At 36.4% G+C, this 20,910-nt stretch carries 21 protein-coding genes and 4 pseudogenes; 13 read left to right on the top strand and 12 right to left on the bottom strand.

The annotated features are described in order from the left end of the window. Positions 1-463: 463 nt before the first annotated feature. The 3 pseudogenes from AC3WSO_RS07020 to AC3WSO_RS07010 all read left to right on the top strand — a co-directional run. A pseudogene (locus tag AC3WSO_RS07020) lies at positions 464-660 on the top strand (ABC transporter ATP-binding protein); the annotation flags it as partial. Between the two features lie 366 nt (positions 661-1,026). Beyond that, a pseudogene (locus AC3WSO_RS07015) lies at positions 1,027-2,451 on the top strand (IS1182 family transposase). A gap of 289 nt (positions 2,452-2,740) precedes the next feature. Beyond that, a pseudogene (locus AC3WSO_RS07010) lies at positions 2,741-3,262 on the top strand (IS30 family transposase); the annotation flags it as partial. A gap of 159 nt (positions 3,263-3,421) precedes the next feature. Here AC3WSO_RS07010 and AC3WSO_RS07005 read toward each other — a convergent pair. The 4 genes and pseudogenes from AC3WSO_RS07005 to AC3WSO_RS06990 form a co-directional block, all read right to left on the bottom strand. Further along, positions 3,422-3,627, bottom strand: a pseudogene (locus AC3WSO_RS07005) (hypothetical protein); the annotation flags it as partial. A gap of 147 nt (positions 3,628-3,774) precedes the next feature. After that, positions 3,775-4,989, bottom strand: coding sequence for an ISL3 family transposase (locus AC3WSO_RS07000; RefSeq protein ID WP_492529855.1), 1,215 nt, complete (start codon positions 4,987-4,989; stop codon positions 3,775-3,777). 170 nt (positions 4,990-5,159) lie between these two features. Continuing rightward, complete coding sequence (locus tag AC3WSO_RS06995; RefSeq protein WP_492529853.1) at positions 5,160-5,426, bottom strand: YqkE family protein; 267 nt, start codon at positions 5,424-5,426, stop codon at positions 5,160-5,162. A gap of 22 nt (positions 5,427-5,448) precedes the next feature. Then, a complete protein-coding gene (locus AC3WSO_RS06990; protein ID WP_492529851.1) occupies positions 5,449-6,633 on the bottom strand; it encodes an acetyl-CoA C-acetyltransferase in 1,185 nt (394 codons plus the stop codon). A gap of 256 nt (positions 6,634-6,889) precedes the next feature. On the opposite strand from AC3WSO_RS06990, the gene AC3WSO_RS06985 reads away from it, so the two are divergent. Next, entirely contained in the window at positions 6,890-7,861 is a 972-nt protein-coding gene (locus AC3WSO_RS06985; protein ID WP_492529849.1) for an alpha/beta hydrolase, read from the top strand. Positions 7,862-8,200: 339 nt separating this feature from the next. On the opposite strand, the gene AC3WSO_RS06980 is transcribed toward AC3WSO_RS06985, so the two are convergent. The 3 genes from AC3WSO_RS06980 to sirA all read right to left on the bottom strand — a co-directional run bounded on the left by AC3WSO_RS06980 (position 8,201) and on the right by sirA (position 9,614). Next, complete coding sequence (locus tag AC3WSO_RS06980) at positions 8,201-8,704, bottom strand: S-ribosylhomocysteine lyase (protein ID WP_492529847.1); 504 nt, start codon at positions 8,702-8,704, stop codon at positions 8,201-8,203. 163 nt (positions 8,705-8,867) lie between these two features. Further along, the gene (locus AC3WSO_RS06975; protein WP_492529845.1) at positions 8,868-9,086 is read right to left on the bottom strand and encodes a YneF family protein; all 219 of its coding nucleotides are present in this window, start codon (positions 9,084-9,086) and stop codon (positions 8,868-8,870) included. Positions 9,087-9,188: 102 nt separating this feature from the next. Next, complete coding sequence (gene sirA / locus AC3WSO_RS06970) at positions 9,189-9,614, bottom strand: sporulation inhibitor of replication protein SirA (protein ID WP_053483154.1); 426 nt, start codon at positions 9,612-9,614, stop codon at positions 9,189-9,191. Positions 9,615-9,889: 275 nt separating this feature from the next. Here sirA and AC3WSO_RS06965 point away from each other — a divergent pair, with 275 nt between their 5' ends. The 5 genes from AC3WSO_RS06965 (at position 9,890) to AC3WSO_RS06945 (ending at position 13,334) form a co-directional block, all read left to right on the top strand. Continuing rightward, positions 9,890-10,243: a lmo0954 family membrane protein gene (locus tag AC3WSO_RS06965; protein WP_492529843.1), complete on the top strand. Its 354-nt coding sequence runs from the start codon at positions 9,890-9,892 to the stop codon at positions 10,241-10,243. A 15-nt stretch (positions 10,244-10,258) separates the two neighbouring features. Further along, entirely contained in the window at positions 10,259-10,897 is a 639-nt protein-coding gene (locus AC3WSO_RS06960) for a PspA/IM30 family protein (protein ID WP_492529841.1), read from the top strand. Between the two features lie 112 nt (positions 10,898-11,009). After that, positions 11,010-11,693 (top strand): cell wall-active antibiotics response protein LiaF, encoded by a 684-nt coding sequence (gene liaF / locus AC3WSO_RS06955; protein WP_492529839.1) that lies wholly within the window; start codon positions 11,010-11,012, stop codon positions 11,691-11,693. Next, positions 11,690-12,727, top strand: a complete 1,038-nt coding sequence (locus tag AC3WSO_RS06950) for a sensor histidine kinase (protein ID WP_492529837.1) — start codon at positions 11,690-11,692, stop codon at positions 12,725-12,727. The genes liaF and AC3WSO_RS06950 overlap by 4 nt, the downstream gene beginning before the upstream one ends. Next, on the top strand, positions 12,702-13,334 hold the full coding sequence (locus AC3WSO_RS06945) for a response regulator transcription factor (RefSeq protein WP_492529835.1): 633 nt from the start codon (positions 12,702-12,704) through the stop codon (positions 13,332-13,334). The genes AC3WSO_RS06950 and AC3WSO_RS06945 overlap by 26 nt, the downstream gene beginning before the upstream one ends. 352 nt (positions 13,335-13,686) lie before the next feature. Here AC3WSO_RS06945 and AC3WSO_RS06940 read toward each other — a convergent pair whose 3' ends face one another. From AC3WSO_RS06940 to AC3WSO_RS06925, 4 genes are all read right to left on the bottom strand, one after another. After that, positions 13,687-14,670: a serine hydrolase domain-containing protein gene (locus AC3WSO_RS06940; RefSeq protein ID WP_492529833.1), complete on the bottom strand. Its 984-nt coding sequence runs from the start codon at positions 14,668-14,670 to the stop codon at positions 13,687-13,689. 183 nt (positions 14,671-14,853) lie between these two features. Beyond that, the gene (tkt, locus tag AC3WSO_RS06935; protein ID WP_492529831.1) at positions 14,854-16,848 is read right to left on the bottom strand and encodes a transketolase; all 1,995 of its coding nucleotides are present in this window, start codon (positions 16,846-16,848) and stop codon (positions 14,854-14,856) included. Positions 16,849-16,974: 126 nt separating this feature from the next. Further along, complete coding sequence (locus AC3WSO_RS06930; RefSeq protein ID WP_285394498.1) at positions 16,975-17,208, bottom strand: DUF896 domain-containing protein; 234 nt, start codon at positions 17,206-17,208, stop codon at positions 16,975-16,977. Positions 17,209-17,488: 280 nt separating this feature from the next. Then, complete coding sequence (locus tag AC3WSO_RS06925) at positions 17,489-18,106, bottom strand: CPBP family intramembrane glutamic endopeptidase (RefSeq protein ID WP_492529829.1); 618 nt, start codon at positions 18,104-18,106, stop codon at positions 17,489-17,491. Positions 18,107-18,349: 243 nt separating this feature from the next. On the opposite strand from AC3WSO_RS06925, the gene AC3WSO_RS06920 reads away from it, so the two are divergent. From AC3WSO_RS06920 to AC3WSO_RS06905, 4 genes are read left to right on the top strand one after another with little or no spacing between them, the layout of a single operon-like run. Further along, on the top strand, positions 18,350-18,802 hold the full coding sequence (locus AC3WSO_RS06920) for a LytTR family DNA-binding domain-containing protein (protein ID WP_492529827.1): 453 nt from the start codon (positions 18,350-18,352) through the stop codon (positions 18,800-18,802). Between the two features lie 5 nt (positions 18,803-18,807). Beyond that, a complete protein-coding gene (locus tag AC3WSO_RS06915; protein ID WP_492529825.1) occupies positions 18,808-19,245 on the top strand; it encodes a DUF3021 domain-containing protein in 438 nt (145 codons plus the stop codon). Between the two features lie 55 nt (positions 19,246-19,300). Then, a complete protein-coding gene (locus AC3WSO_RS06910) occupies positions 19,301-19,813 on the top strand; it encodes a GNAT family N-acetyltransferase (RefSeq protein WP_492529823.1) in 513 nt (170 codons plus the stop codon). Between the two features lie 60 nt (positions 19,814-19,873). Beyond that, complete coding sequence (locus AC3WSO_RS06905; protein ID WP_492529821.1) at positions 19,874-20,413, top strand: DJ-1/PfpI family protein; 540 nt, start codon at positions 19,874-19,876, stop codon at positions 20,411-20,413. Positions 20,414-20,513: 100 nt separating this feature from the next. Here AC3WSO_RS06905 and AC3WSO_RS06900 read toward each other — a convergent pair whose 3' ends face one another. Continuing rightward, the gene (locus AC3WSO_RS06900) at positions 20,514-20,903 is read right to left on the bottom strand and encodes a hypothetical protein (RefSeq protein ID WP_492529819.1); all 390 of its coding nucleotides are present in this window, start codon (positions 20,901-20,903) and stop codon (positions 20,514-20,516) included. Positions 20,904-20,910: the final 7 nt, after the last annotated feature.

Raw genomic sequence — 20,910 nt, 5'->3', positions numbered from 1 at the left:
TAATCATAGGCATCGCAGAGATCCATTCGAGCATAACATAGTGGAATTTAAGTTAAATTTCACCAATTAGTTTGAGCAAAGCGTACTCACTAAATCTCCATGTATTAAAGAACGAGAAAAGACTATATGTAATAGAGAGTTAAAAAATATTCTCACCACTTTAAAAACAGGTCAAACCGTTGATATACCAACATTTATAGAGGGAGTGTAGATTATTTATATTGAATTAATTCTTGCTTCATAGCATTTTTATAAGTATACCTTTTTATAATCATTTCATAAGATTAGGACACCTACTGCATACTCCGTTTAATAATCTCACTATAAACAAAAGCCATCGAGAAGTTCAATCTCGATAGCTTTTAACATTTTTCTTTCTTTTTCATGTTTAGTAATCGACGAACTGATACCAAAATTATAAACCGAGATTGTTCACCAACCAACACAAAATCTCATGTAAAAGATGAATTATGTGGCTGGCAAGTCTTTTTAAAAGCTTCTTCAAGATTTAAACAGAGAAATGAAAAAATATGTCGTGTTAGTCACTCATAATTTCACCTTGTCCCAATGGCCTATAAAATTATTAAAGTTAAAAGTAGAAGGATAGAAAGCATTACGATCAATTATGAAAAACAAGGTGTCGAAGGGATTGAGTGGTAATAATGAAATTGTTTTTTTAATTGGTAAGAGATATTAAACAATCGATATGAAAATTTAGTAATCACAGTAGGTGTTTTTTTATGCAGGCCTAATAAATTCTTATAAAAACATAATTAATGTAACTTAAATGTGTATTATACTTTGCTTTCTAAAGAGGATGTGGCTAGCTTAAGTAAAATTGAAGATATTAATAATCTAGAACGCCGTTATACCTTTGATGCCACTCACCTTTGGAGATGACAAAGCTTCAATAAAAAACTCTTCGATTCCTGTAAATAATGAAATAAATACACCCACTATGATAGAATGGCACTGAAAAAGTCCATTATTTAATAATGATATTAAAAGTATGTGGGTGATATCCCGATGATTTCAAACCAAGAATCTCTTAACCTTAGTTCGTTTATAGAAAATCATGACATTGTTGTACCGAAGATAATATGCTTCATCAAATAAATGAACTTGTTGATTTCTCTTTTATTTTGGACGAATTGAAACAGTGCCTCCTATTCGCATGTTTAAATATTTTCTATTAAAATCAATATTCGATTTATCCTATGTAGATGTAGTAGAACGTTCTAAATATGATATGTTGTTTAAATATTTTTTAAATATGGCACCAGAAGACTCTGTCATTAATCGAAGTTCACTGACGAAATTCCGTAAGCTCCGTCTCCAAGATAGAGCTTATTGGCAAGACCGTAGAGATTGCCATAGAAAAAGAAGTCATTAAAAATAAAACAATAATCTTGGGATGCTACCCATACAAAAGCACGTTATAATCAAAAGTCATCTAAATATTTTTTACAAGATAAGTCAAAAAATACAAGAAAAGCTGTTTATCAAATAGATAAATCTATGAAAGGGAAATTTCCATCAAAGCCAAATTCCAACGAAATAAACGATAAAGTGGAATATTGTCTTCAAGTCATAAAGATGGTAGAATTCAACCTCAAATTGAGATGATTTCAGCTGTAAAGGAAAAATTAGATGATTTAAAAGAAGTGGTAGAAGATTATGAGGAGAAGTTGAGTTTTTCGACAGATTCGGATGCGCGTGTTGGCCATAAATCAGCGGATTCTTCTTTCTTTAGTTTCAAAACCCATATTGCGATGAGTGACGAGCGAATCATAACAGCTGCAGTGGTAACCACTGGCGAGAAGAGTGATGGAAAGCACCTTCAAGAATTGGTTGAAAAAAGTAAAGAAACAAGCCTGGTAATTGATACAGTTATTGGTGATACAGCATATTCTGAAAAAGATAATATCCAGTATGCAAAAAAAGAAGAATTCTAACTTATCTCTAAACTAAATCTACTAATTACACAAGGTAGACGGGCAAAAGAAGATGAATTTGAATTTAATAAAGATGCTGGTATGTAAGTCTGTAAAGCTGGTCACCTGGCAATTCTTTAAGCGCAGACAGAAAAGAAGAATCAAGGAAATATCAAAAAGATACTTATTATTTTGATATGGAAAAATGTAATGTATATCCTTTTCGCGAAGGTTGTTATAAAAAAGGGGCAAAAAGTAAAACGTATACAGTTTCAATCAAATCTACTGAACATAAGGAACAAGTGGCATTCAAAACAGTGAAGAGTTTAAGGAACTCGCACGTACTCATTATAAAATAGAAGCGAAAAATAGTGAATTAAAGAATAGACAAAGATACGATACGGCAGTAGTATCGGGTCTATTTGGTATGGAAATACCAGGTGCAACATCCATCTTCGCCGTGAATTTAATACGAATCATTACACTTTTAAAAGAAAAAAATAATAATAGAGAATAGAAAAGGGGCTGAGACAGAACTCGATTATTTTGAAAAATAGCGAAATTAGATGATAACTTTTTCGCTTCAATGAGCAGAGTATTCTTTCCTAAATCAAAAACAATGTTAGACCGGAATACAACCGGTCTAACATTTTTTCTTTTTGTCCCAGCATCTTTTTTAGTTAAAACTTTTTCAATAGTCGGATTGTGATATTAAGTGCAATACCCAGATGTCAACATAAAGGAAGCCCATAACGACCTCGTGTAGAATGTAGTTATCACACCAACATTCAAACGAAGGAATCGTTATGAGCTATACCCATCTTACATATCAGAACGTGTAAAAATAGAAACATATCTGTGACTTAATTATTCGATTCGTAAAATAGCAAAACGCTTAAATCGTCACCCTTCTACGATTTCCAGAGAAATAAATGGTAGTACGGCTGACGAAGCACAAGAACGTTACCACCAAAATAAATCCAACTGTGGTGCCAAGTCAAAATGTACGCCAGAAGTAAAAGAAGCTGTTCAAGAAAAGTTGCAGGATACTTGGTCGCCTGAACAAATTGTCGGCCGTTTATATCAAGGACAGCTGAGTTTTAAAACCATCTATCGCTGGATTTACGATGGTCTTTTAGAAGTGCCTATAACCGTTCTCCGTCAAAAAGGAAAGCGTCAAAAACCCCCGCGAAACAAGAGTAAGATTTAACATTGGTACACCAATTTCTAAACGCCCAAGTACGCAAACTGAAACTTTTGGACATTGAGAGTTAGATACAGTTGTATCTGGACGCTGGAAAGCAAAAGGCTGTGTAACAACATTTATATAGCGAATGACACTGGTAGATCTCTATTAAAAGAACGCGCGGCTTAGGCTACGCGTCCTAAATCTCCAAAAAAGATGAAAAAACTATTTATAGGAAGAATTCCGGGTTTATGGAATCATCTTCCGTACAGCTATAAACTCATTTTCATAATTGTATAAAATAGCCACTTATCGATAAAGCTACAAGGATTGCAATTGTGGTTAGTTTGATGTTTTCAAATATTAATTTTATTTTTTTGATAGCCTAATATTAAGTGTTGCAAGCTCACGATTCCTTTCATAAATATTTATGGAGGATATCGTACATATGGTCCCAAATAATAATATGACAGCAGAAAGGATTAACAAAATAAAGAGAAAACTGCTCTAACTTACTACTTAGAATAAAAGTTCACAAAATAAATATGATTGATTCATTAAAAAAAAGCTTAGAATAAAAGATTCTTTCGGAGACTAATTACCATAAAAATGGGTTCTGAGTCAAATGTTAGGGTGCTGTACTCTTTCAGCACGTTAACCCAGATGAACCCCGATTCCTTTATACTTTAAATTTAATAAGATTTTTGCTCGAAAGTGATCGAAGCGTCGAAAGCCATATGCATTCCGTTTCATCACTTTTGTTTTGTTATTAATACCTTCCAAGAAGCCATTGGAATAACCAAAACTAAAGCTATTTAAGATTTCTACTTGCCAGTTTTTAAATGTTTGAATTGCTTTTAAGAAAGCTGGTAATTTTGTCTCTTCCACCTTACGGTAAAAAGCTAGTAATCGCTTCTTTACTTCTAAGACATCATTCTTTGTCTTTGCCCAATCAAACCATTCACAATAGGCTTCCTTTAATTCATGAGCTACTTTTAATGTTTTAGACATTTCTGTATAGCGCTGTAAGTACCAATTTTGTGTTGGTGATAATTTAGATGCACGTTTATAAAATACATGACGCATACGTTTACACTTTGTACGATTGTATTTATCCCATTCTATTTGTACTTGTCGGCGCACTTCATCCATTGCCCAATAGATATAACGACTAAAATGAAAGCGGTCTGCCACAATAACTGGTCGACCTAATGATTGACGAACAGCTGCTTTAAAACTTGGATTCATATCCATGACTACTATTTCAACATCTGCTCCATACTGACTTAAGTAATTTTTTATGGTTTCTTTTTTACGATTCGGTAAAATGTCAATCGGCTCGCGCGTCTCCGCATTCGCAATTATTAGCTGATACGTACCTGCATCTGTATCGCCTTTATACTCATCAATCGCAATCGCTTTTGGTAAACGTACACCCTCTACTAATTGTTTATTCGCTACCTTTTTAAAACGTCGAATGACCGTCGTGGTTGATGTGCCTAGTACTTCTGCAGCTTCTTTAAATGTTTTAGCTTTAATAGCACGTATACTTACTACTTGATTCCATTCCTTTGAGTAACGTTGATATTTATCCACGAAGGGGGATTTTTCAGAGAAACGCTTTCCACAATCACAAGCATAACGACGACGTTTATAGAAAAGAATAGTTAGACGTTCAAACCATTTTAAATGATTGATCTTTTGTATACGGTAATCATGAACCTTTGATGTTTCTTTTTTACAAACTGGACATTGATGGGTACATTTAGGCAATTGTACATACAATGCGATTCGATCCCCTACTTCTTCTACTTTTGTAATCTCGACATCTTTTAATCCTGGAATATTCATGTTAAAATTCATTTGCACAGTTCCCCTTTCTATTACTTGTTTCTCGACAATTCAAGTATATATAAGAATCTGTGCTTTTTTTATGCGTGTAATTGTGCGAATACCCCAACAAATATTATAGAACCTAAAAATGTTCGTTAAAACATAAAAAACAGTGAATCCGTATTATTTGGATTCACTGTTTCTCTTTAGAATTTTGAGCCTTTATCGCCGTATTCGTTTAGTAGTTCTTCAAACGATTTGTTTTTTTCGCGTTGCTTGCGCTCAAAGGCTAGCTTTGCTTGGCGCTCTTCTTCAGCTGCTTGTTCTTTCACTGTTAAATCTTGCTTGGCAGCTTTTAATTTCGCTAGCACGTCACCGCCTAGCTGATCGGCTAATGTCACTGGCTCTTGCTTTGGTAGACTAGCTGTTATGCTACTATCCACGCGTTGCTGCTGTTTTCGTTTTTTTCCCATTACTTTCACCTTCTTATTCACTTCAAGGGCGCTTGACAACTGTTGCCACGCCTTGCCCACCACCGATACATAATGTTGCGAGACCTGTTTTTGCATCACGCTTTTCCATCTCATGTAAAAGCGTTACTAAAATACGTGCTCCACTTGCACCAATTGGATGACCAAGGGCAATTGCTCCCCCGTTCACATTTAGTTTATCATGATTAAAGCCTAGTTCGCGATCTACAGCAATCGATTGAGCTGCAAAAGCTTCATTCGCTTCAATTAAATCTATAGTATCTAATGTTACATCAGCTTTTGCTAATGCTTTCTTTACTGCCGTTACTGGTCCTGTTCCCATAATAGCTGGGTCAACACCTGCGCTTGCATTCGCTGTAATTAGTGCCATTGGTCGAATGCCTAGCTCTTCCGCTTTTTCTTTTGACATAACAACGACTGCCGCTGCGCCATCGTTAATGCCTGATGCGTTTGCAGCTGTCACAGAACCATCCTTTTTAAAGGCAGGACGTAGTTTAGATAGAGACTCAGCTGTAACGCCTTGACGCGGGAATTCATCCTTATCAAAAACAATAGGATCTCCCTTGCGCTGAGGAATTTCAACCGCTATGATTTCATCATTAAACTTTCCTGCTGTAATTGCCGCTTCTGCACGTTGTTGTGAACGTGCTGCAAAGGCGTCTTGTTCCTCACGAGAAATCTCATAGACATCACATAAATTTTCAGCTGTAACGCCCATATGATAGTCATTAAAGGCACACCATAATCCGTCATGAATCATCGTATCGACTACTTTTTGATTCCCCATGCGGAAGCCTTCTCGTGCATTTTTTAATACATACGGTGCTTGGCTCATATTTTCAAAGCCACCTGCAACGACAATATCCGCATCCCCTGCTAAAATGGCTTGCGTCGCTAAGTGAACAGCTTTTAGTCCTGAGCCACAAACTTTATTAATCGTTAATGCTGATACTTCATGTGGTAAACCCGCTGCAATCGCTGCTTGACGGGCTGGATTTTGTCCAAGCCCAGCTGATAAGACATTCCCCATAATGACCTCGTCAACTTTTTCACCTGCTACACCAGCACGTACTAATGCTTCTTTAATCACTATGCTCCCTAATTTTGTCGCTGGTACGTCCTTTAATGTTCCTTGGAATGAACCAATAGCTGTACGTACTGCACTTACTATTACTACCTCATTTGTCATAAACATTCTCCCCTTTTCCCCGTTCAAAAATGAACACTGCATGCATATGCTACTAGCAGATATATCTATTTTAACAAATATTTTGACGATTTTCGATAATAGAAATAATCGCAGTTTTGCCAAAGATATTGTAAAATGTTGACGTGTTTTAAACATTCTCAGTTGGGAACATTACAATTAAGCAAAGTGCATGCATATGAAAGATGTCGTTTGTATGCCTAGACAACAAAGGAAACAGGACGTGGAGGTGTTAATAATGAAAAAGAAAATACTTTTATTTTCAGGTATAACGACGACGCTTGCCGCAGCAGCAACAGGTCTGTTTGGCTTCGCGCTTTCCAATAAATTAATGTTTATTAAGCAAAAGGATCCTGAATTTGTTCGTGAACGTGAAACGACTGCAAAACGTTTTGACGAAGCTTGGTACAATAAAAATTTAAAATGTGAATTAAATATTGACTCTCCAAATGGCTATACGATTCGCGGTATTATGTTTCAGCCTTTGGAAACAAACAATACCATCATTATTTGCCATGGCGTAACGGAAAATAAAATCAACTCCGTCAAATACGCTCGACTTTTTGAACGGCTAGGTTACAATTCCGTTATTTTTGACCATCGTAGGCATGGGGAAACTGGTGGGAAAACGACTAGCTACGGCTATTATGAAAAAAATGACCTTGACGCAGTTGTCAAAACTGTTCAGGCAATGATTGGTGAAGATGCTCTGCTTGGTATTCATGGTGAATCGATGGGTGCCGCAACAATGCTCCTATATGCAGGAACTGTAGAGGACGGTGCAGATTTCTATATTTCTGATTGTGCGTTCTCTGATTTTTCAATGCTGTTAAAACAAATTGCGAAGACAGAATTTAAATACGGTTCGATTATTCCAATTCGTTTTGCCGATTTCTTCGTCCGCTTGCGAGACGGTTATTCCTTTAAAAGCGTGACTCCTTCTGAAGCTGTGACAAATATTAAAAAGCCTGTACTCTTTATCCATAGTATTCCTGACACATTTATTCCAGCTTCCATGTCACTGGATTTATATAATAAAAAAACTGGACCTAAGAAGCTACAGCTATTTGATAATGGTGCTCATGCTCAATCCTTTAATGAAAATATGGCTGAATATGAAGATTTAATCCATGATTTTTTAGAAAATTTCATCTACCAAAAAATTAATCGTAATTCTTCTTCGTCCAATGTCATTCCTTTTCATTTTTAGTACAAACGACAAACACTATTGTGTTAATAGGTGTCATTTAAATAAAAAATAGTTCTTCTGCAAAGCAAGGGGTTGATTTCCGTTCCGACTGGCCGCTTTCCTGGGGGCGTCCGATGAGCCGCTTCACTCGCGTTGCTCGCTCCAGGGTCTCACCTGTGACGCAAATCCCCAAGGAATCGCCCAGTCTCTACTTCAATCAACCAAGTCACTTAGCATGTCATTATAATTCCTTCAATAATGTATTTGTGTCAAAGTAAAGCGACACGACTCTCACAGACAACATAAAAAACCTTGCGACACTGAATGAACTTCAACTGCACGCAAGGTTTTTTAATTTTATTATTCCGCAAAAACAATATGCCATTCATCGCGTTTTGCTAAAAATTCTTTAGCTAACACTTGTGCACCCTCTAGACTATGGCTAGCGGCCCATCCGCATTGCACTTCATTGCACGCTGGGACTGCAGTGGCTTTTGTTACATCTGTAAATGTTTTTTCTAAAATATTCAATAAGTCTTCGTAATCATTGTGATTGATTAGTGATACATAAAAGCCCGTTTGGCATCCCATTGGACTGAAATCAACAATATGATCAGAGTAATTGCGGATAATGTCTGCCGATAAATGCTCTAAGGAATGTAATGCAGGCATTTGCATATGCTCTTTATTAGGCTGCTTAAAACGAATATCATATTTGTACACTTCATCGCCATTTTGTCCTGTTTTAACACCTGCTAAACGTACATATGGCGCTTTTACTTTCGTATGGTCTAAATCAAAGCTTTCAACATTTGTTTTTTCTTTCTGCAATGCACACAACTCCTTTAAATTGAATATTTCCATTATAACTAGTTTTCCGATAGAATTATATGTTTTTTACAAATTATTTATATTATTCACAAAAATCGATTTAATCCGAAAGTTTGACTTAATTTTAAATACCACTGAAAAAACTTAAAAAAGCAACTGGCCCAGGCTTGGACTAGTTGCTTTTTAAAAATTCCAATTATTTTTGGAATTTATTCATTTGTGACATCATTTGGCGTACTTGCTTTTCAGACGGCGTACGACCCATCTGCGCCATCATCATACGAATCATTTGCTCGTTAATCGGTGGGTTTTCTTTTAAATATTTCATCATAGCTTGACGAGCTAAAAAGAACCCAAGTGCTGCGCCCGCTGCTAATGCGACAATTACAATAATAATCCAGCCCCATGTAGGCATACAACCAACCTCCTCCACTACAATATATACCGAGAAAAAAACTCTCCACGCTCCATTATACACCAAATATTAGCGTGTTACTATATATTGTAGTGAATTTTCCTAATGCATTGTATACTTCATTGGCTTTAGCCACCCACACTCATTATCTTGTTTATTAAATGCAATAAAGCGTTCGCTCATCTTTGCAAGCATTTGGAATAGATCCAAATCAAGCATCCGTGAACCCTCACAATAGACACAGATTTTGCGTTCCACTAAATAAATAGCCATTTTTCCTTTTATAGGATGTTCTAAAAATAATGCATTACGAGCTCTCTCTAAATGTGCATACTTAGAATCTAGTTGCGCCTCTAGCATCGTAGCGATCTCATCGAAGCGAACGGTTTCACATATATATGCAAGTTCTTTTAAGGATTTCTCGTTAGCGTCTTCACAGCCTTGCATCATCTCTAACAACTTACGCTCTCTGCCGAAAATAAACGTTAAATGCTCTTCTTTTATTTTATATATGGAATAGGTTCTCACTAGAAATCCTCCTTCGCTCATTTCTTTTTCATAAGTATAGCTCATCCAAACTCTTTAATTTGTCAAAAGAAGGAGGCATTCATCTTCTATTTTTGTCGAAAACTTTCTACTTTCAGTTCTATTAATTACATTATGGCTAATTGCATTTTCGCTATTTTTTATAGTACTTAGAATACTCTCAGCCTCAAGACCTAGAGTAAAATCAATTTCCAGTCCGTTTTAGCAAAGCGCACTAATAGGTAATATAAAGGTATCAACGAAAGGAGCTAAAACACATGAGAAAATTTTTTCTACTAATAGGAGGCTTTATCGCAGGATGTGTTGCGCTTGCTTTAACTGGACCGCTTGCAGGGCTACTATTTTCAGGATTGTTTGTAGCACTCGGTATGCACTTCTACACTGCGAGTAAATCGTCATTTGGCAAAATCGTTTGGGTTACAGTAGGTCTGATAGGTGTTCTATCAGCAATATCTAATATCCCAGCAATGATTGGTTTAGCAGCAATCGCTGTCATCTACGTTATCTATAAAAAATGGAACAACGAAGATGTAAAAATCCCAACAATTGAAGCTAAGGAAGAAGATCCGTTTACAAACTTTGAAAAAGAATGGTCTAACTTAACAAAATAAAAGGAGCGAATTTACATGAACTTATTTCAACGTTTTAAATATACAATAGAGGCAGACTTGCATCATGTATTTGATAAGAAAGAACAAAAAAATCCAATTGCGATGTTAAACCAATACATTCGTGAAGCAGAAAAACAAACAGAGCAAACTGGAAAATTATTAGAACGTCAAGGTCAATTAAAGGAGAAACTAGAGCAGGAATTTAAGCAAAATGCAGATTTACTAGCTAAACGTGAAGCTCAACTTAAATTAGCGACTACTAGTGGTGAGCAAGATTTAATCGATTTTGCTACTGATGAAGTAGCTGCTTACACAGCTCGTAACAATATATTACAAACTAGTATTGAAGCAAGCACACGTGAATACTTCGAGCTTGAACGCAAATTTGAAACGATGAAACACAAAATTAAAGATATGAAAGTACGTCAATTGCAGCTTATGGGCAAAGAAAACGTCACACGCGCTCACCATCAAATGGACGGGATGATTGCTAAAAACAGTAAAACCAATTTTGAAGATTTAGAATCATATATCGATAAGCTTGCTTACCAAATCGACAAAGATCATGAAGTAACATCTTTCGAGACTCGTCTTGCACAGCTCGAAAAAAATGCCGCAGAAGATAACGCTCCACTGCTAATTGAAAATAAATAACATGTTATAATAAAAAGAAATGCGCCGTATTTAGAGGCGCATTCTTTCACGTTTTGAAATAGAGGGACCCATTCCCTCTCTTATACTCTTAGTAGAAAGAAGGGTGACCCTCTTGCAAAATTTCACAACTAATAAGCTCACTTTTTGGGTACTATGCTTCTTTTTACTCGTTTTTGTCGAGCTCACAATTTTTAATAACGGTGGCGCCTTTTGTCTATTGATTGGAGTAGGACTTCTTTATTTAAGTTTCTCGAAAAAAAATCGTTTCTTTAAATGGACGGGAATTTTCTTTATCTCGATTGCACTCTTTACAATGTGGAGTTTACGCTTATTTATCGTCATCATTCTTTTATATATGCTCTATCAATACTTGCAAAGAGAAAACACGGCCAAAGTTGTTGGTGCGGAGCTTTTCGAAAAGCTTCCCGCTACAAAAAGTGAATTATTCGGTACATTGCCGGCACCAGTAGAAGCTTATAAATGGCAAGATGTCCAAATACAACGACTTGCTGGCGACATTACGATTGACACAACACAAACAATTTTACCTACCGGCACAAGTATTATTACAATTCGACAAGGGATTGGTAAGGTCCAAATTTATATCCCATATGAAATTCCATTCCGCTTACACTACACAACATTGTTTGGTGAATTAAAGTGCCTACATATTGGGCCACAACGTATACTCAATGAAAGTGTAAGTTTTTCAGATGGAAACCCTGAGGATGCAAAGCGTACCCTTGTTATACATGTTGCAACATGGCTTGGGGACTTGGAGGTGCTACGTAAATGATTGCCTTTATCTCAAGAATATTTACCCTACTTTTTATATTGATGAGTGCTGCATTCGGTCTCCTTGTCGTTGTTTGGGGCGAGCCAAACGAGAAGACATGGGAGCCCTTATGGCAACAGAATTATAATAATATTCCACTCGGTGGTTTTATTGTCGTTATTCTTTTTGCGCTTAGTTTATTGATTGCAAGCTGGATTAGTATGACTGCCCGTGCTAGAGAAGCTCATGCAACCCGTATCGTGAAACAGTTAGTTGAACCTGATTTTGTCTTACCTAAAAAGCAACCTTTACCAAAACCCTTGAAGAAAGCTTTAGTTCAAACAAGTGAATTAATTGATACGCAACGAAAAAGCTTACAGCGCTTATCCAATGAACGTGCAGAAGCTAATGATAAAATTATTCAAGAGCGTATTATTGCTGAACGTCAACGTCTTGCTCGTGAGCTCCATGATTCAGTATCACAGCAATTATTTGCAGCTTCGATGTTACTTTCCGCCTTGACCGAAACCGATGAAAATGCGATGAGCTTAAAGCAGGTCGAAAAAATTGTTCAACAGGCACAGCTTGAAATGCGTGCATTATTATTACATTTACGCCCTGTTGCTCTGCATAATAAAACGCTGGCACAAGGTCTTGAGGAACTAATAATTGAGCTACAGCAAAAGGTATTTTTTCACATTGAATATGAACTTGAGGAAATGTCGTTATCCAAAGCGGAAGAGGATCATTTATTCCGTATTGCACAGGAAGCGTTATCGAATACACTACGTCACGCCAAAGCGAGTGAAGTTGAATTACTGCTCGTTGCCCGCGATGATTTAGCCATTTTACGTATTCAAGACAATGGCCTCGGCTTTGATGTCGAAGCCGATAAATCTACTTCTTATGGTCTACAAAACATTGCTGAACGTGCGGTAGAGATAGGCTGTACGTACAAAATTGTATCAGTACCTGGGGAAGGTACAATTGTAGAGGTGAAAATCCCTTTACAAAAGGAGGTTGAAGTGAATGATTCAAGTGTTAATAGTGGATGACCATGAAATGGTGCGTATCGGTGTATCTGCCTATTTGTCAGCACAACCAGATATAACCGTTATAGGTGAAGCTGAAAATGGTAAAGAGGCAGTAGAACGCGCTCTCGCCTTGCGTCCAGATATTATTTTAATGGACAATGTAATGCCAGTCATGACAGGAGCTGAGGCGACAGCTGAAATTTTAGCGGCATGGCCAGAAGCAAAAATTATGATGGTGACAAGTTTTTTAGATGATGACAAAGTCTATCCTGCATTAGAGGCTGGTGCAGTCAGCTATATTTTAAAAACGTCAAATGCGAAGCAAATCGCCGATGCCATTCGTAAAACAATGGGTGGCGAAACTGTTTTAGAACCAGAAGTAACATCAAAAATGATGCATCGCATGCGCCATGGCTCTAGTACCCCACTGTATGAGCAACTTACCGATCGTGAAATGGAAGTATTATTGCTTATGGCAAAGGGTAAAGCAAATCAGGAAATCGCCGATGAACTATTCATTGCATTAAAAACTGTAAAAACACATGTCAGCAATATTTTAGCGAAACTCGATGTTCAAGATCGCACGCAAGCAGTAGTCTACGCTTTTCAAAACGGTCTAGCGAAGTGAAGTTTTCCCCAAAAATACGAAACTGCAATTCTATCAATGCAGTTTCGTATTTTTTTAACCTAATCTAATCAATTATACCTCTGCATAATTGCGTCCGGAATCGGCTTTGTGCTTAGACCTCCACGAGGGCCGATACAGTATCGGTCATTTCGGTAATGCCACAGGGCGTGGCGTTTTTACCGATGCAGATCAGTTGGCCGTTATTAGAGGCTTTAGGCCGACACGATGTTGGTCACTCATGCGTTTTCACAGGATGTGAAGTTCTTAGCCCGAGTTCTTCTATTTCAGCAAATGTCTTTTGTACCGAAAGCATAGCGACAGGTACAGATGTTTGGACACCCGCTGTAAAAAGTTAAATTGATTGATACACTGTTGAACCAAAATCATGAATATCCTTGATGTAATCAAAACCTTTAGGTGAACCAAAGCTATTAAATCCACGGACTGCCACAATATTTTTATTTGGAATTACTAATATAGCAACACTTGTATAACCAAGAAGTTGAAAGCTTCCTTGTGGCAATATTGGGCTTAACTCTGTATTCCCCTCTCTTTGTTGAGGCTGAACAAACCAGAAAAAACCATTAGTTGGTAGATTCTTTGGTTTAGAATTTGGAGATTGAATTGTCGTCATTAGCTGTATGATTTCTTCAGGTAACATTTGTTTTCCATTCATTCTCCCTTTATCAAGAAGCACTTGTCCCCACTTAGCTAGCTCTCTTAAAGAGCTATACATATTCATTTTGCTGCCATCACATACATCGCTTTTATACCAAAATGGACTATCATTATGTATTACTTCTACATGTTGTTCCAAATTTCCACTAAACCAATTTGTCTCAGCAAAAGACAATGTCTGAAAGATTTGCTCATCTACAATTTCTGCAATAGTTTTTCCAGTGACCTTAAAAATAACTTTGGCAAGTAGTTCTACATTGATATCTCGATATGCCCAGTTAAATCCTGCTTTAAATTCTTTCATTACTTTTTCATTTTGTAGACGCAAACCGTGAGTATGTGTTAGAAGATGTCTAATCGACACATCTGCATAGACTTTTTCATCTTTTAAATAATCACTTAATTTATCATCTATTGAGGCAATATAGTTATGATAAATCGCATATGCTACAGCAAATCCTACATAAGATTTGCGAACTGAAGCAAGATGAAAAAGTGTATGTGGACCTATCCTCTTCGCGTCTTTTTGTCGCCCTTGTACACCAAAATATTCTTCTAGTACAGTTTGACCATGTTTATAAATAATCACTCCGCCACCTGTACAATCTAATTCTGAGAAAGTTCCCTTTACTTGTGTAACTATATTTTGTAGCTTCATTAAAAAAAAACCCCTTTGCGAACACCACTAAAATATTTTAAAACTCATACTATCATTGTATATCAAATGAGAAATAATACTATAAAAGTTTATGTCCCTTAATCGGAATCCTTTTAACGCAAAAAAATACCGCAACACTCAGTGGAGATTTAACCCTTACTGCGTATTGCGGTATTTAATAAATTATAGAGCTTTAACCTTCGCTACAACATTTTCTACTGTGAATCCGTATTTTTCCATTACTAATTCACCTGGTGCAGAAGCGCCGAACTTGTCAATTGCAAGTACGTCTCCTTCAAAACCAGTGTATTTATGCCAGCCGAATGATGCGCCCATTTCGATTGCTAAACGTTTTGTCACAGCTTTTGGAAGAACAGATTCTTTGTAAGCTGCGTCTTGTTTTTCGAAGCGATCCATAGATGGCATTGAAACAACTGCTACATCCATGCCTTCAGCTTTTAGTGCTTTTTGTGCTTCAACTGCAAGTGAAACCTCAGAGCCTGTTGCAATTAAAATGGCATCTGCCACTTCTTTTGTAGCAGGAGATACTGTATAAGCACCTTTTGTAACACCTTCGCGTACTGTATCAATAGATGCATCAAGAACAGGTAAGTTTTGACGAGATAATACTAAAACAGTTGGTGTTTTTTCAGATGCTACTGCTAGTTCCCATGCAACTGCTGATTCATTTGCATCAGCTGGACGAACAACAGATAAATTAGGCATTGCACGTAAAGATGCAAGGTGTTCGATTGGTTCATGCGTTGGACCATCTTCCCCTACAGCAATTGAGTCATGTGTAAATACATAAGTAACAGGAAGACCCATTAATGCAGAAAGACGTACAGCTGGACGAACATAATCAGAGAATACGAAGAATGTACCACCGAATACGTTTAGACCACCGTGAAGTGCCATACCGTTCATAGCAGCACCCATTGCAAATTCACGTACACCGAACCAAATATTACGGCCAGCATAATCATTTGCTGAGAAATCTCCAGCGTCTTTCATCGTAGTTTTGTTTGAGCCAGCAAGGTCAGCTGAACCACCGAAGAATGATGGTGTTTTCTTCGCAATTGCATTGATCGCATCACCAGAAGAAGAACGAGTTGCTACTGATTTACCTGCTTCATAAACTGGTAATTCTGAAGCGAAATCTTCCGGTAATTGACCATTCATTGCGTTTTCAAAATGCGCTGCTAATTCTGGGAACTCTTGCTTATATGCTTCAAACTTAGCATTCCAAGCTTCTTCAGGTTGTGCTCCTTGAACTTCAGCAGCTGCTGCGAATGTATCATAGGCTTCAGCAGGAATTTGGAATGGCTCGTGCGCCCATTCATAAGCAGCTTTTGTTAAAACGACCTCATCTTGACCAAGTGGTGCACCGTGAGAAGCAGCTTTACCTGATTTGTTTGGTGAACCAAAACCGATAACAGTTTTTACTTCAATAAGTGTTGGTTTGCCAGTTGATTTTTTAGCTTCCTCGATAGCTGCGTTAATTGCTTCAACATCTGTACCATCAGCAACTTTTAAATAGTTCCAGCCATAAGATTCAAAGCGCTTTTGAACATTTTCTGAGAATGATTTTTCTAAATCACCATCTAAAGAAATATCGTTTGAATCGTATAAAACGATTAACTTTTCAAGTTTTAAGTGACCTGCTAAAGAGATAGCTTCAGCTGCTACACCTTCCATTAAATCGCCATCGCCACAAAGTGCAAATGTATAGTGATCAACGATGTCATGTCCTGGTTTATTGTAAGTAGCTGCTAAATGGCGTTCAGCCATTGCCATACCAACTGTCATAGCAATACCTTGACCTAGAGGACCAGTAGTAGCCTCTACCCCTACAGTATGACCATATTCAGGATGTCCTGGAGTTAATGAATCCCATTGACGGAAGTTTTGAATTTCTTCCATTGGTAAGCCGTAGCCCCCAAGATGAAGTAGGCTGTATAGAAGCATAGAGCCATGACCCGCAGAAAGTACAAAACGATCGCGGTTATACCATTTTGGATTAGCCGGATTATGGCGAAGTTGTTTTGTCCAAAGCGTATAAGCCATTGGCGCTGCCCCCATCGGTAAACCTGGGTGACCTGAGTTTGCTTTTTCAATTGCATCGATTGACAAAGTTCGGATAGCATTAATCGCTAGTTGATCCGCATGTTGAGTCATTATTTTGTGACATCCTTTCTCGTCCTATATATTGTTCTTATACAGTTTAGTCAACATTGCTTTAGAAAACAATATCTTTGTTATACTATTTACGTTTTATTACATACTTTATAGAAATGTGACACATTAATTTAGAAATTTATTTTTTTTCGCTTGTTTAACTTTTTCTGGTGTTACATCATTTCCTTCAGGATCTACCACTTTTACGTTTTCAATTGTATCACGCATCGTTGCTCTAAATGTATCTAGATATTCCTTACGAAGCGCTGTTCGTTCTTTAGCTTCTGCCTCTGTTAAAGTACCATTTTTAGACTTAGCAGAAAGTTCATTGATTCGGTTAATTTTTTCTTTTGATAACATAATTACACACCTTTCAATACATATCTTAATGAATATGGTATGCAAAGTATAGCATGTATTCCCTGAAAATGCAGTAATACCAACCTTTCTAGTATTCGTTGATTCTTTAACAAATATAGTGTAGGGAAAATCAAATTTTTGATACCCCATTCAATACTCAATATAAAAAAACATTCTCTTATAAAAGGGGCAGATTTAGGACAATTATTAAGCTGCCGTAACCTGACATGTTGTCATGGGTCCACGTTTCAAAAAAATATATACATAATCAATTTGTGCTTTATTTATTATTCCATTTTCCAGAAACAGCAGATAGCATTAGCCATGGTTCTATAAACATGTTAATTAAAATATGAGCGAGGATTGGTGCAAAGGTACTTCTTCCAGCCATAATATAAAGCATCGCAAGAAGACTTCCTAAAATCGTGGTACTTAAAATTGCAGGTACCGCAAACTTCCAATCCCCTTTCAAAAGTACCCATACACCGTGGGCTATTCCAAAGGACATCCCTGATATTAGTATTTGCGCTACGTCTGAAAATCCAATAGTTAATAAATATTCCATAAGTAAATGCCTAAAAACAACTTCTTCTACTATCCCTGTTACAATTGCAGCCCATATTCCAATTACTTTAAGCCAAGAAATTGTAAATAAATGTGCTTTTACAAAAGGTAATGCAATAATTGTATAAGCAATGTATCCTGATATGATAAAAAGCGAAAAAAACCAAATAGAAATAGTTGAAAATACTTCTGCCCTAAAGCCAATTCCATTTTCTATAAAACCTTCTGGATTATTAAAATACCAAAAAATGATACTAGCTGTAAGCATCGTTGAAATACTTACTAAGATCCAACTAGTTTTATTTCTTTCACTTGAGGTAGTCAATTCATTCATAATAGCCATAGCCTCCAAATCATGAACTAGCCGAATACTTATTTCTTCGAAAAATTCATGTTCTAATTTTGTTTAGACCTCTATTTCGTTTGATGTATATTTTATCTGAACTCAATATAACGAACGAAATATTTTCCAACAATACGTCCGGAGTAACATGTTGTTATGATAGTCTAAGATGCCTTTTTTAAAGTATGACCTGCATTTCCCTAAATGCTGGATATGCTATAATTATTTTTAGAGGTGATAAAGCTGAAAATAGAGGTAAAAATAGATCCAGAGTATGAAGAGCCGCATGTAACGATTTGTACAGCACAACTTACGCCTACGATACAAGCTGCTATTTCTTTATTGCAACAAGAGCAAGAAGAACAAATTTTAACAGGGATAGCAAATAATAAAACATATATCATTGATCCAAATTCAATAATTGTTATTCGAACGGAAGGCAGAGAATTAGTTTTATATGATGAAGCTGATAATCGTCTCATTTTAAATAAACCTTTATATGAATTAGAGCGACAATTAGGAAATAATTTTATTCGGATTTCTAAATCTGCAATTATAAATCTAGCAAAAGTTAAAAATATCGAAGCTTCATTTAATGGAACAATGGAAATTGAGCTAGTTCTAGGAATCAAAGAAATTATTTCTCGCAATTATCGAAAGCAATTTAAAAAGCGTTTGGGGGTTTAAGATATATGCATTTTTTAAAAAATGTAGTGTTTGGTGTAAGTATGGGGTGTACAGTTTTTGTTTTGATTAATCTTTTTGGTTCTTGGATTTTTGGAGATATTTTTTTAGAGGCTATTACGGCTGATTTTATACATCAGGCTCTAGGTTCAATTATCGTGGGGCTAGCTTGTGTATTACCATCCGATATTTACCAAGTAGAACGTTTAACGTTTTTACTACAAACAGCTATCCATTTTGCAATTTCTATAGGTACTTTTATTGTTGTTGCGCTATCTTTAAATTGGCTTCCAACATCATCTCTAGCAATAACTATGTTTATGCTATTTTTTAGTGTTTTGCTCTTTACTCTTATTTGGCTGTTATTTTATTTATATAACCAATCTGAAGTGAAAAAAATGAATAAAAAGATTGATGACCTAATAAATAAAAATAATATCCTATAATTTTTTTAAAAGAGAAGAAACTAATTTGAAATTTAATTACAGGAGGGAAAATGAAATGTTTATCAAAACAAACAGACTATTAATAAGGGAATTCGAAGTTCAAGATTGGCAAGCTGTCTATGAATATACTTCAAATCCAAATGTGATGAAGTATATTCCAGAGGGAGTTTTTAATGAGGAGCAAGCAAAAAAGTTTGTTTCAGAAAATAGCGGTGAAAAAGCAAAACACTTCCCTATTATTTTACTAAGTGAACATATGGTTATTGGTCATATTGTTTTCCATCAATATTTTGGCGATCATACTTACGAAATTGGTTGGGTATTGAATCCAAGCTATTACAACAATGGATACGCATCTGAAGCAGCAAGAGCTGTACTGGACTACGGATTTAAAGAAATGAAACTGCATAGAATTATTGCAACTTGCCAGCCGGAAAATATCCCATCCTATAAAGTGATGGAGAAAATCGGCATGAGACGCGAGGGTTATTTTAAAAAATGTATACCACACAATGATGAGTGGTGGGATGAATACTACTATTCTGTCTTAGATGAAGAGTGGGTATAAGATACTCTTTCACTATTGTACTGTTCTAAATCTTCGTTTTAAAATAGATGGGAGCATTATATGAAAAAGACCGCTATATTATTGTATCCCCAATTTAGTGAATATGAATTGAGTGTAGCATTATCTATATTAATGCAAGGAGATAAACCCATTATTACTGTTGGGTTAAACAACGAAAAAATTAAAGGGGAATCTGGGTTATCTTGTATTGCCGATACACAAATAAGTGAAGTTAATCTTGACGAAATCGATAGCTTGTTGCTACCTGGGTGTATGGATATAGCTACCCTAATAAACGAGCAAGAATTAATTGATCTTATTAGTAATGTGAATGCCAAAGGTGCAATCATTGCAAGTATCTCTAGCTCTCCATCACTGTTAGCGAAAGCTGAAGTATTAAAAAACAAAAAGTATACTGTTGGATTGCCGCTAGAAGGTATAAGAAAATTAGACTTCTTCGATCTTAATCATTTCTCAGAAGACCTAGTTGTACAAGATGGCAACATCATAACTGCAAGAGGTAGAGGTTTTATACAATTTGGGATTACTGTGGGCAAAGCCCTACATCTCTCTTTTGATGAAGATTGGTACAGAGAATAACGAAATAGCTCTAAATGATATGAAAGATTACTACAATAAAAGATGGCAAGTTTCTAGAGAATATTGAGCAAGAGAGGTAGAAATGGCTACTTCTCTTATTTTATTTCCGAAATGTCCCATCAGTTGGCCATTCTTTCGCTGTTCTATCCGTCATTTTGGCGTTTCTATCCACCTTTTTCGCTTTTCTATCCGTCATTTTCGCTTTTCTATCCACCCTTTTCCCTTTTCTATCCGTCACTTTCGCTTTTCTATCCACCCTTTTCCCTTTTCTATCCATCACTTTCGCGTTTCTATCCACCTTTTTCGCTGTTCTATCCATCACTTTGGCGTTTCTATCCACCTTTTTCGCTGTTCTATCCGTCACTTTGGCGTTTCTATCCACCTTTTTCGCTTTTCTATCCGCCATCTTCGCTGTTCTATCATCACTACTCGTTCCTTCACCTTCATCTAGAGCCTTTAAAAAGAAAAAAATCAGTAGGAAAACTCCCACTGATTAA

Source organism: Lysinibacillus sp. EB106-09-02-XG168, assembly GCF_058791475.1.
This window is presented reverse-complemented; position numbering and strand designations above follow the sequence as displayed.

Bases quoted from the DNA above. Each gene is read 5' to 3' on its own strand.
- AC3WSO_RS06950 (WP_492529837.1), top strand. From the start codon at position 11,690: ATGATTGCCTTTATCTCAAGAATATTTACCCTACTTTTTATATTGATG.
- AC3WSO_RS06980 (WP_492529847.1), bottom strand. From the start codon at position 8,704: ATGGAAATATTCAATTTAAAGGAGTTGTGTGCATTGCAGAAAGAAAAA.
- AC3WSO_RS06930 (WP_285394498.1), bottom strand. From the start codon at position 17,208: ATGTTATCAAAAGAAAAAATTAACCGAATCAATGAACTTTCTGCTAAG.
- AC3WSO_RS06915 (WP_492529825.1), top strand. From the start codon at position 18,808: ATGCATTTTTTAAAAAATGTAGTGTTTGGTGTAAGTATGGGGTGTACA.
- AC3WSO_RS06945 (WP_492529835.1), top strand. From the start codon at position 12,702: ATGATTCAAGTGTTAATAGTGGATGACCATGAAATGGTGCGTATCGGT.
- AC3WSO_RS06925 (WP_492529829.1), bottom strand. From the start codon at position 18,106: ATGAATGAATTGACTACCTCAAGTGAAAGAAATAAAACTAGTTGGATC.
- AC3WSO_RS06905 (WP_492529821.1), top strand. From the start codon at position 19,874: ATGAAAAAGACCGCTATATTATTGTATCCCCAATTTAGTGAATATGAA.
- tkt (WP_492529831.1), bottom strand. From the start codon at position 16,848: ATGACTCAACATGCGGATCAACTAGCGATTAATGCTATCCGAACTTTG.
- AC3WSO_RS06940 (WP_492529833.1), bottom strand. From the start codon at position 14,670: ATGAAGCTACAAAATATAGTTACACAAGTAAAGGGAACTTTCTCAGAA.
- AC3WSO_RS06995 (WP_492529853.1), bottom strand. From the start codon at position 5,426: ATGGGAAAAAAACGAAAACAGCAGCAACGCGTGGATAGTAGCATAACA.
- AC3WSO_RS06990 (WP_492529851.1), bottom strand. From the start codon at position 6,633: ATGACAAATGAGGTAGTAATAGTAAGTGCAGTACGTACAGCTATTGGT.
- AC3WSO_RS06985 (WP_492529849.1), top strand. From the start codon at position 6,890: ATGAAAAAGAAAATACTTTTATTTTCAGGTATAACGACGACGCTTGCC.
- AC3WSO_RS06975 (WP_492529845.1), bottom strand. From the start codon at position 9,086: ATGCCTACATGGGGCTGGATTATTATTGTAATTGTCGCATTAGCAGCG.
- AC3WSO_RS06965 (WP_492529843.1), top strand. From the start codon at position 9,890: ATGAGAAAATTTTTTCTACTAATAGGAGGCTTTATCGCAGGATGTGTT.
- AC3WSO_RS06910 (WP_492529823.1), top strand. From the start codon at position 19,301: ATGTTTATCAAAACAAACAGACTATTAATAAGGGAATTCGAAGTTCAA.
- AC3WSO_RS06960 (WP_492529841.1), top strand. From the start codon at position 10,259: ATGAACTTATTTCAACGTTTTAAATATACAATAGAGGCAGACTTGCAT.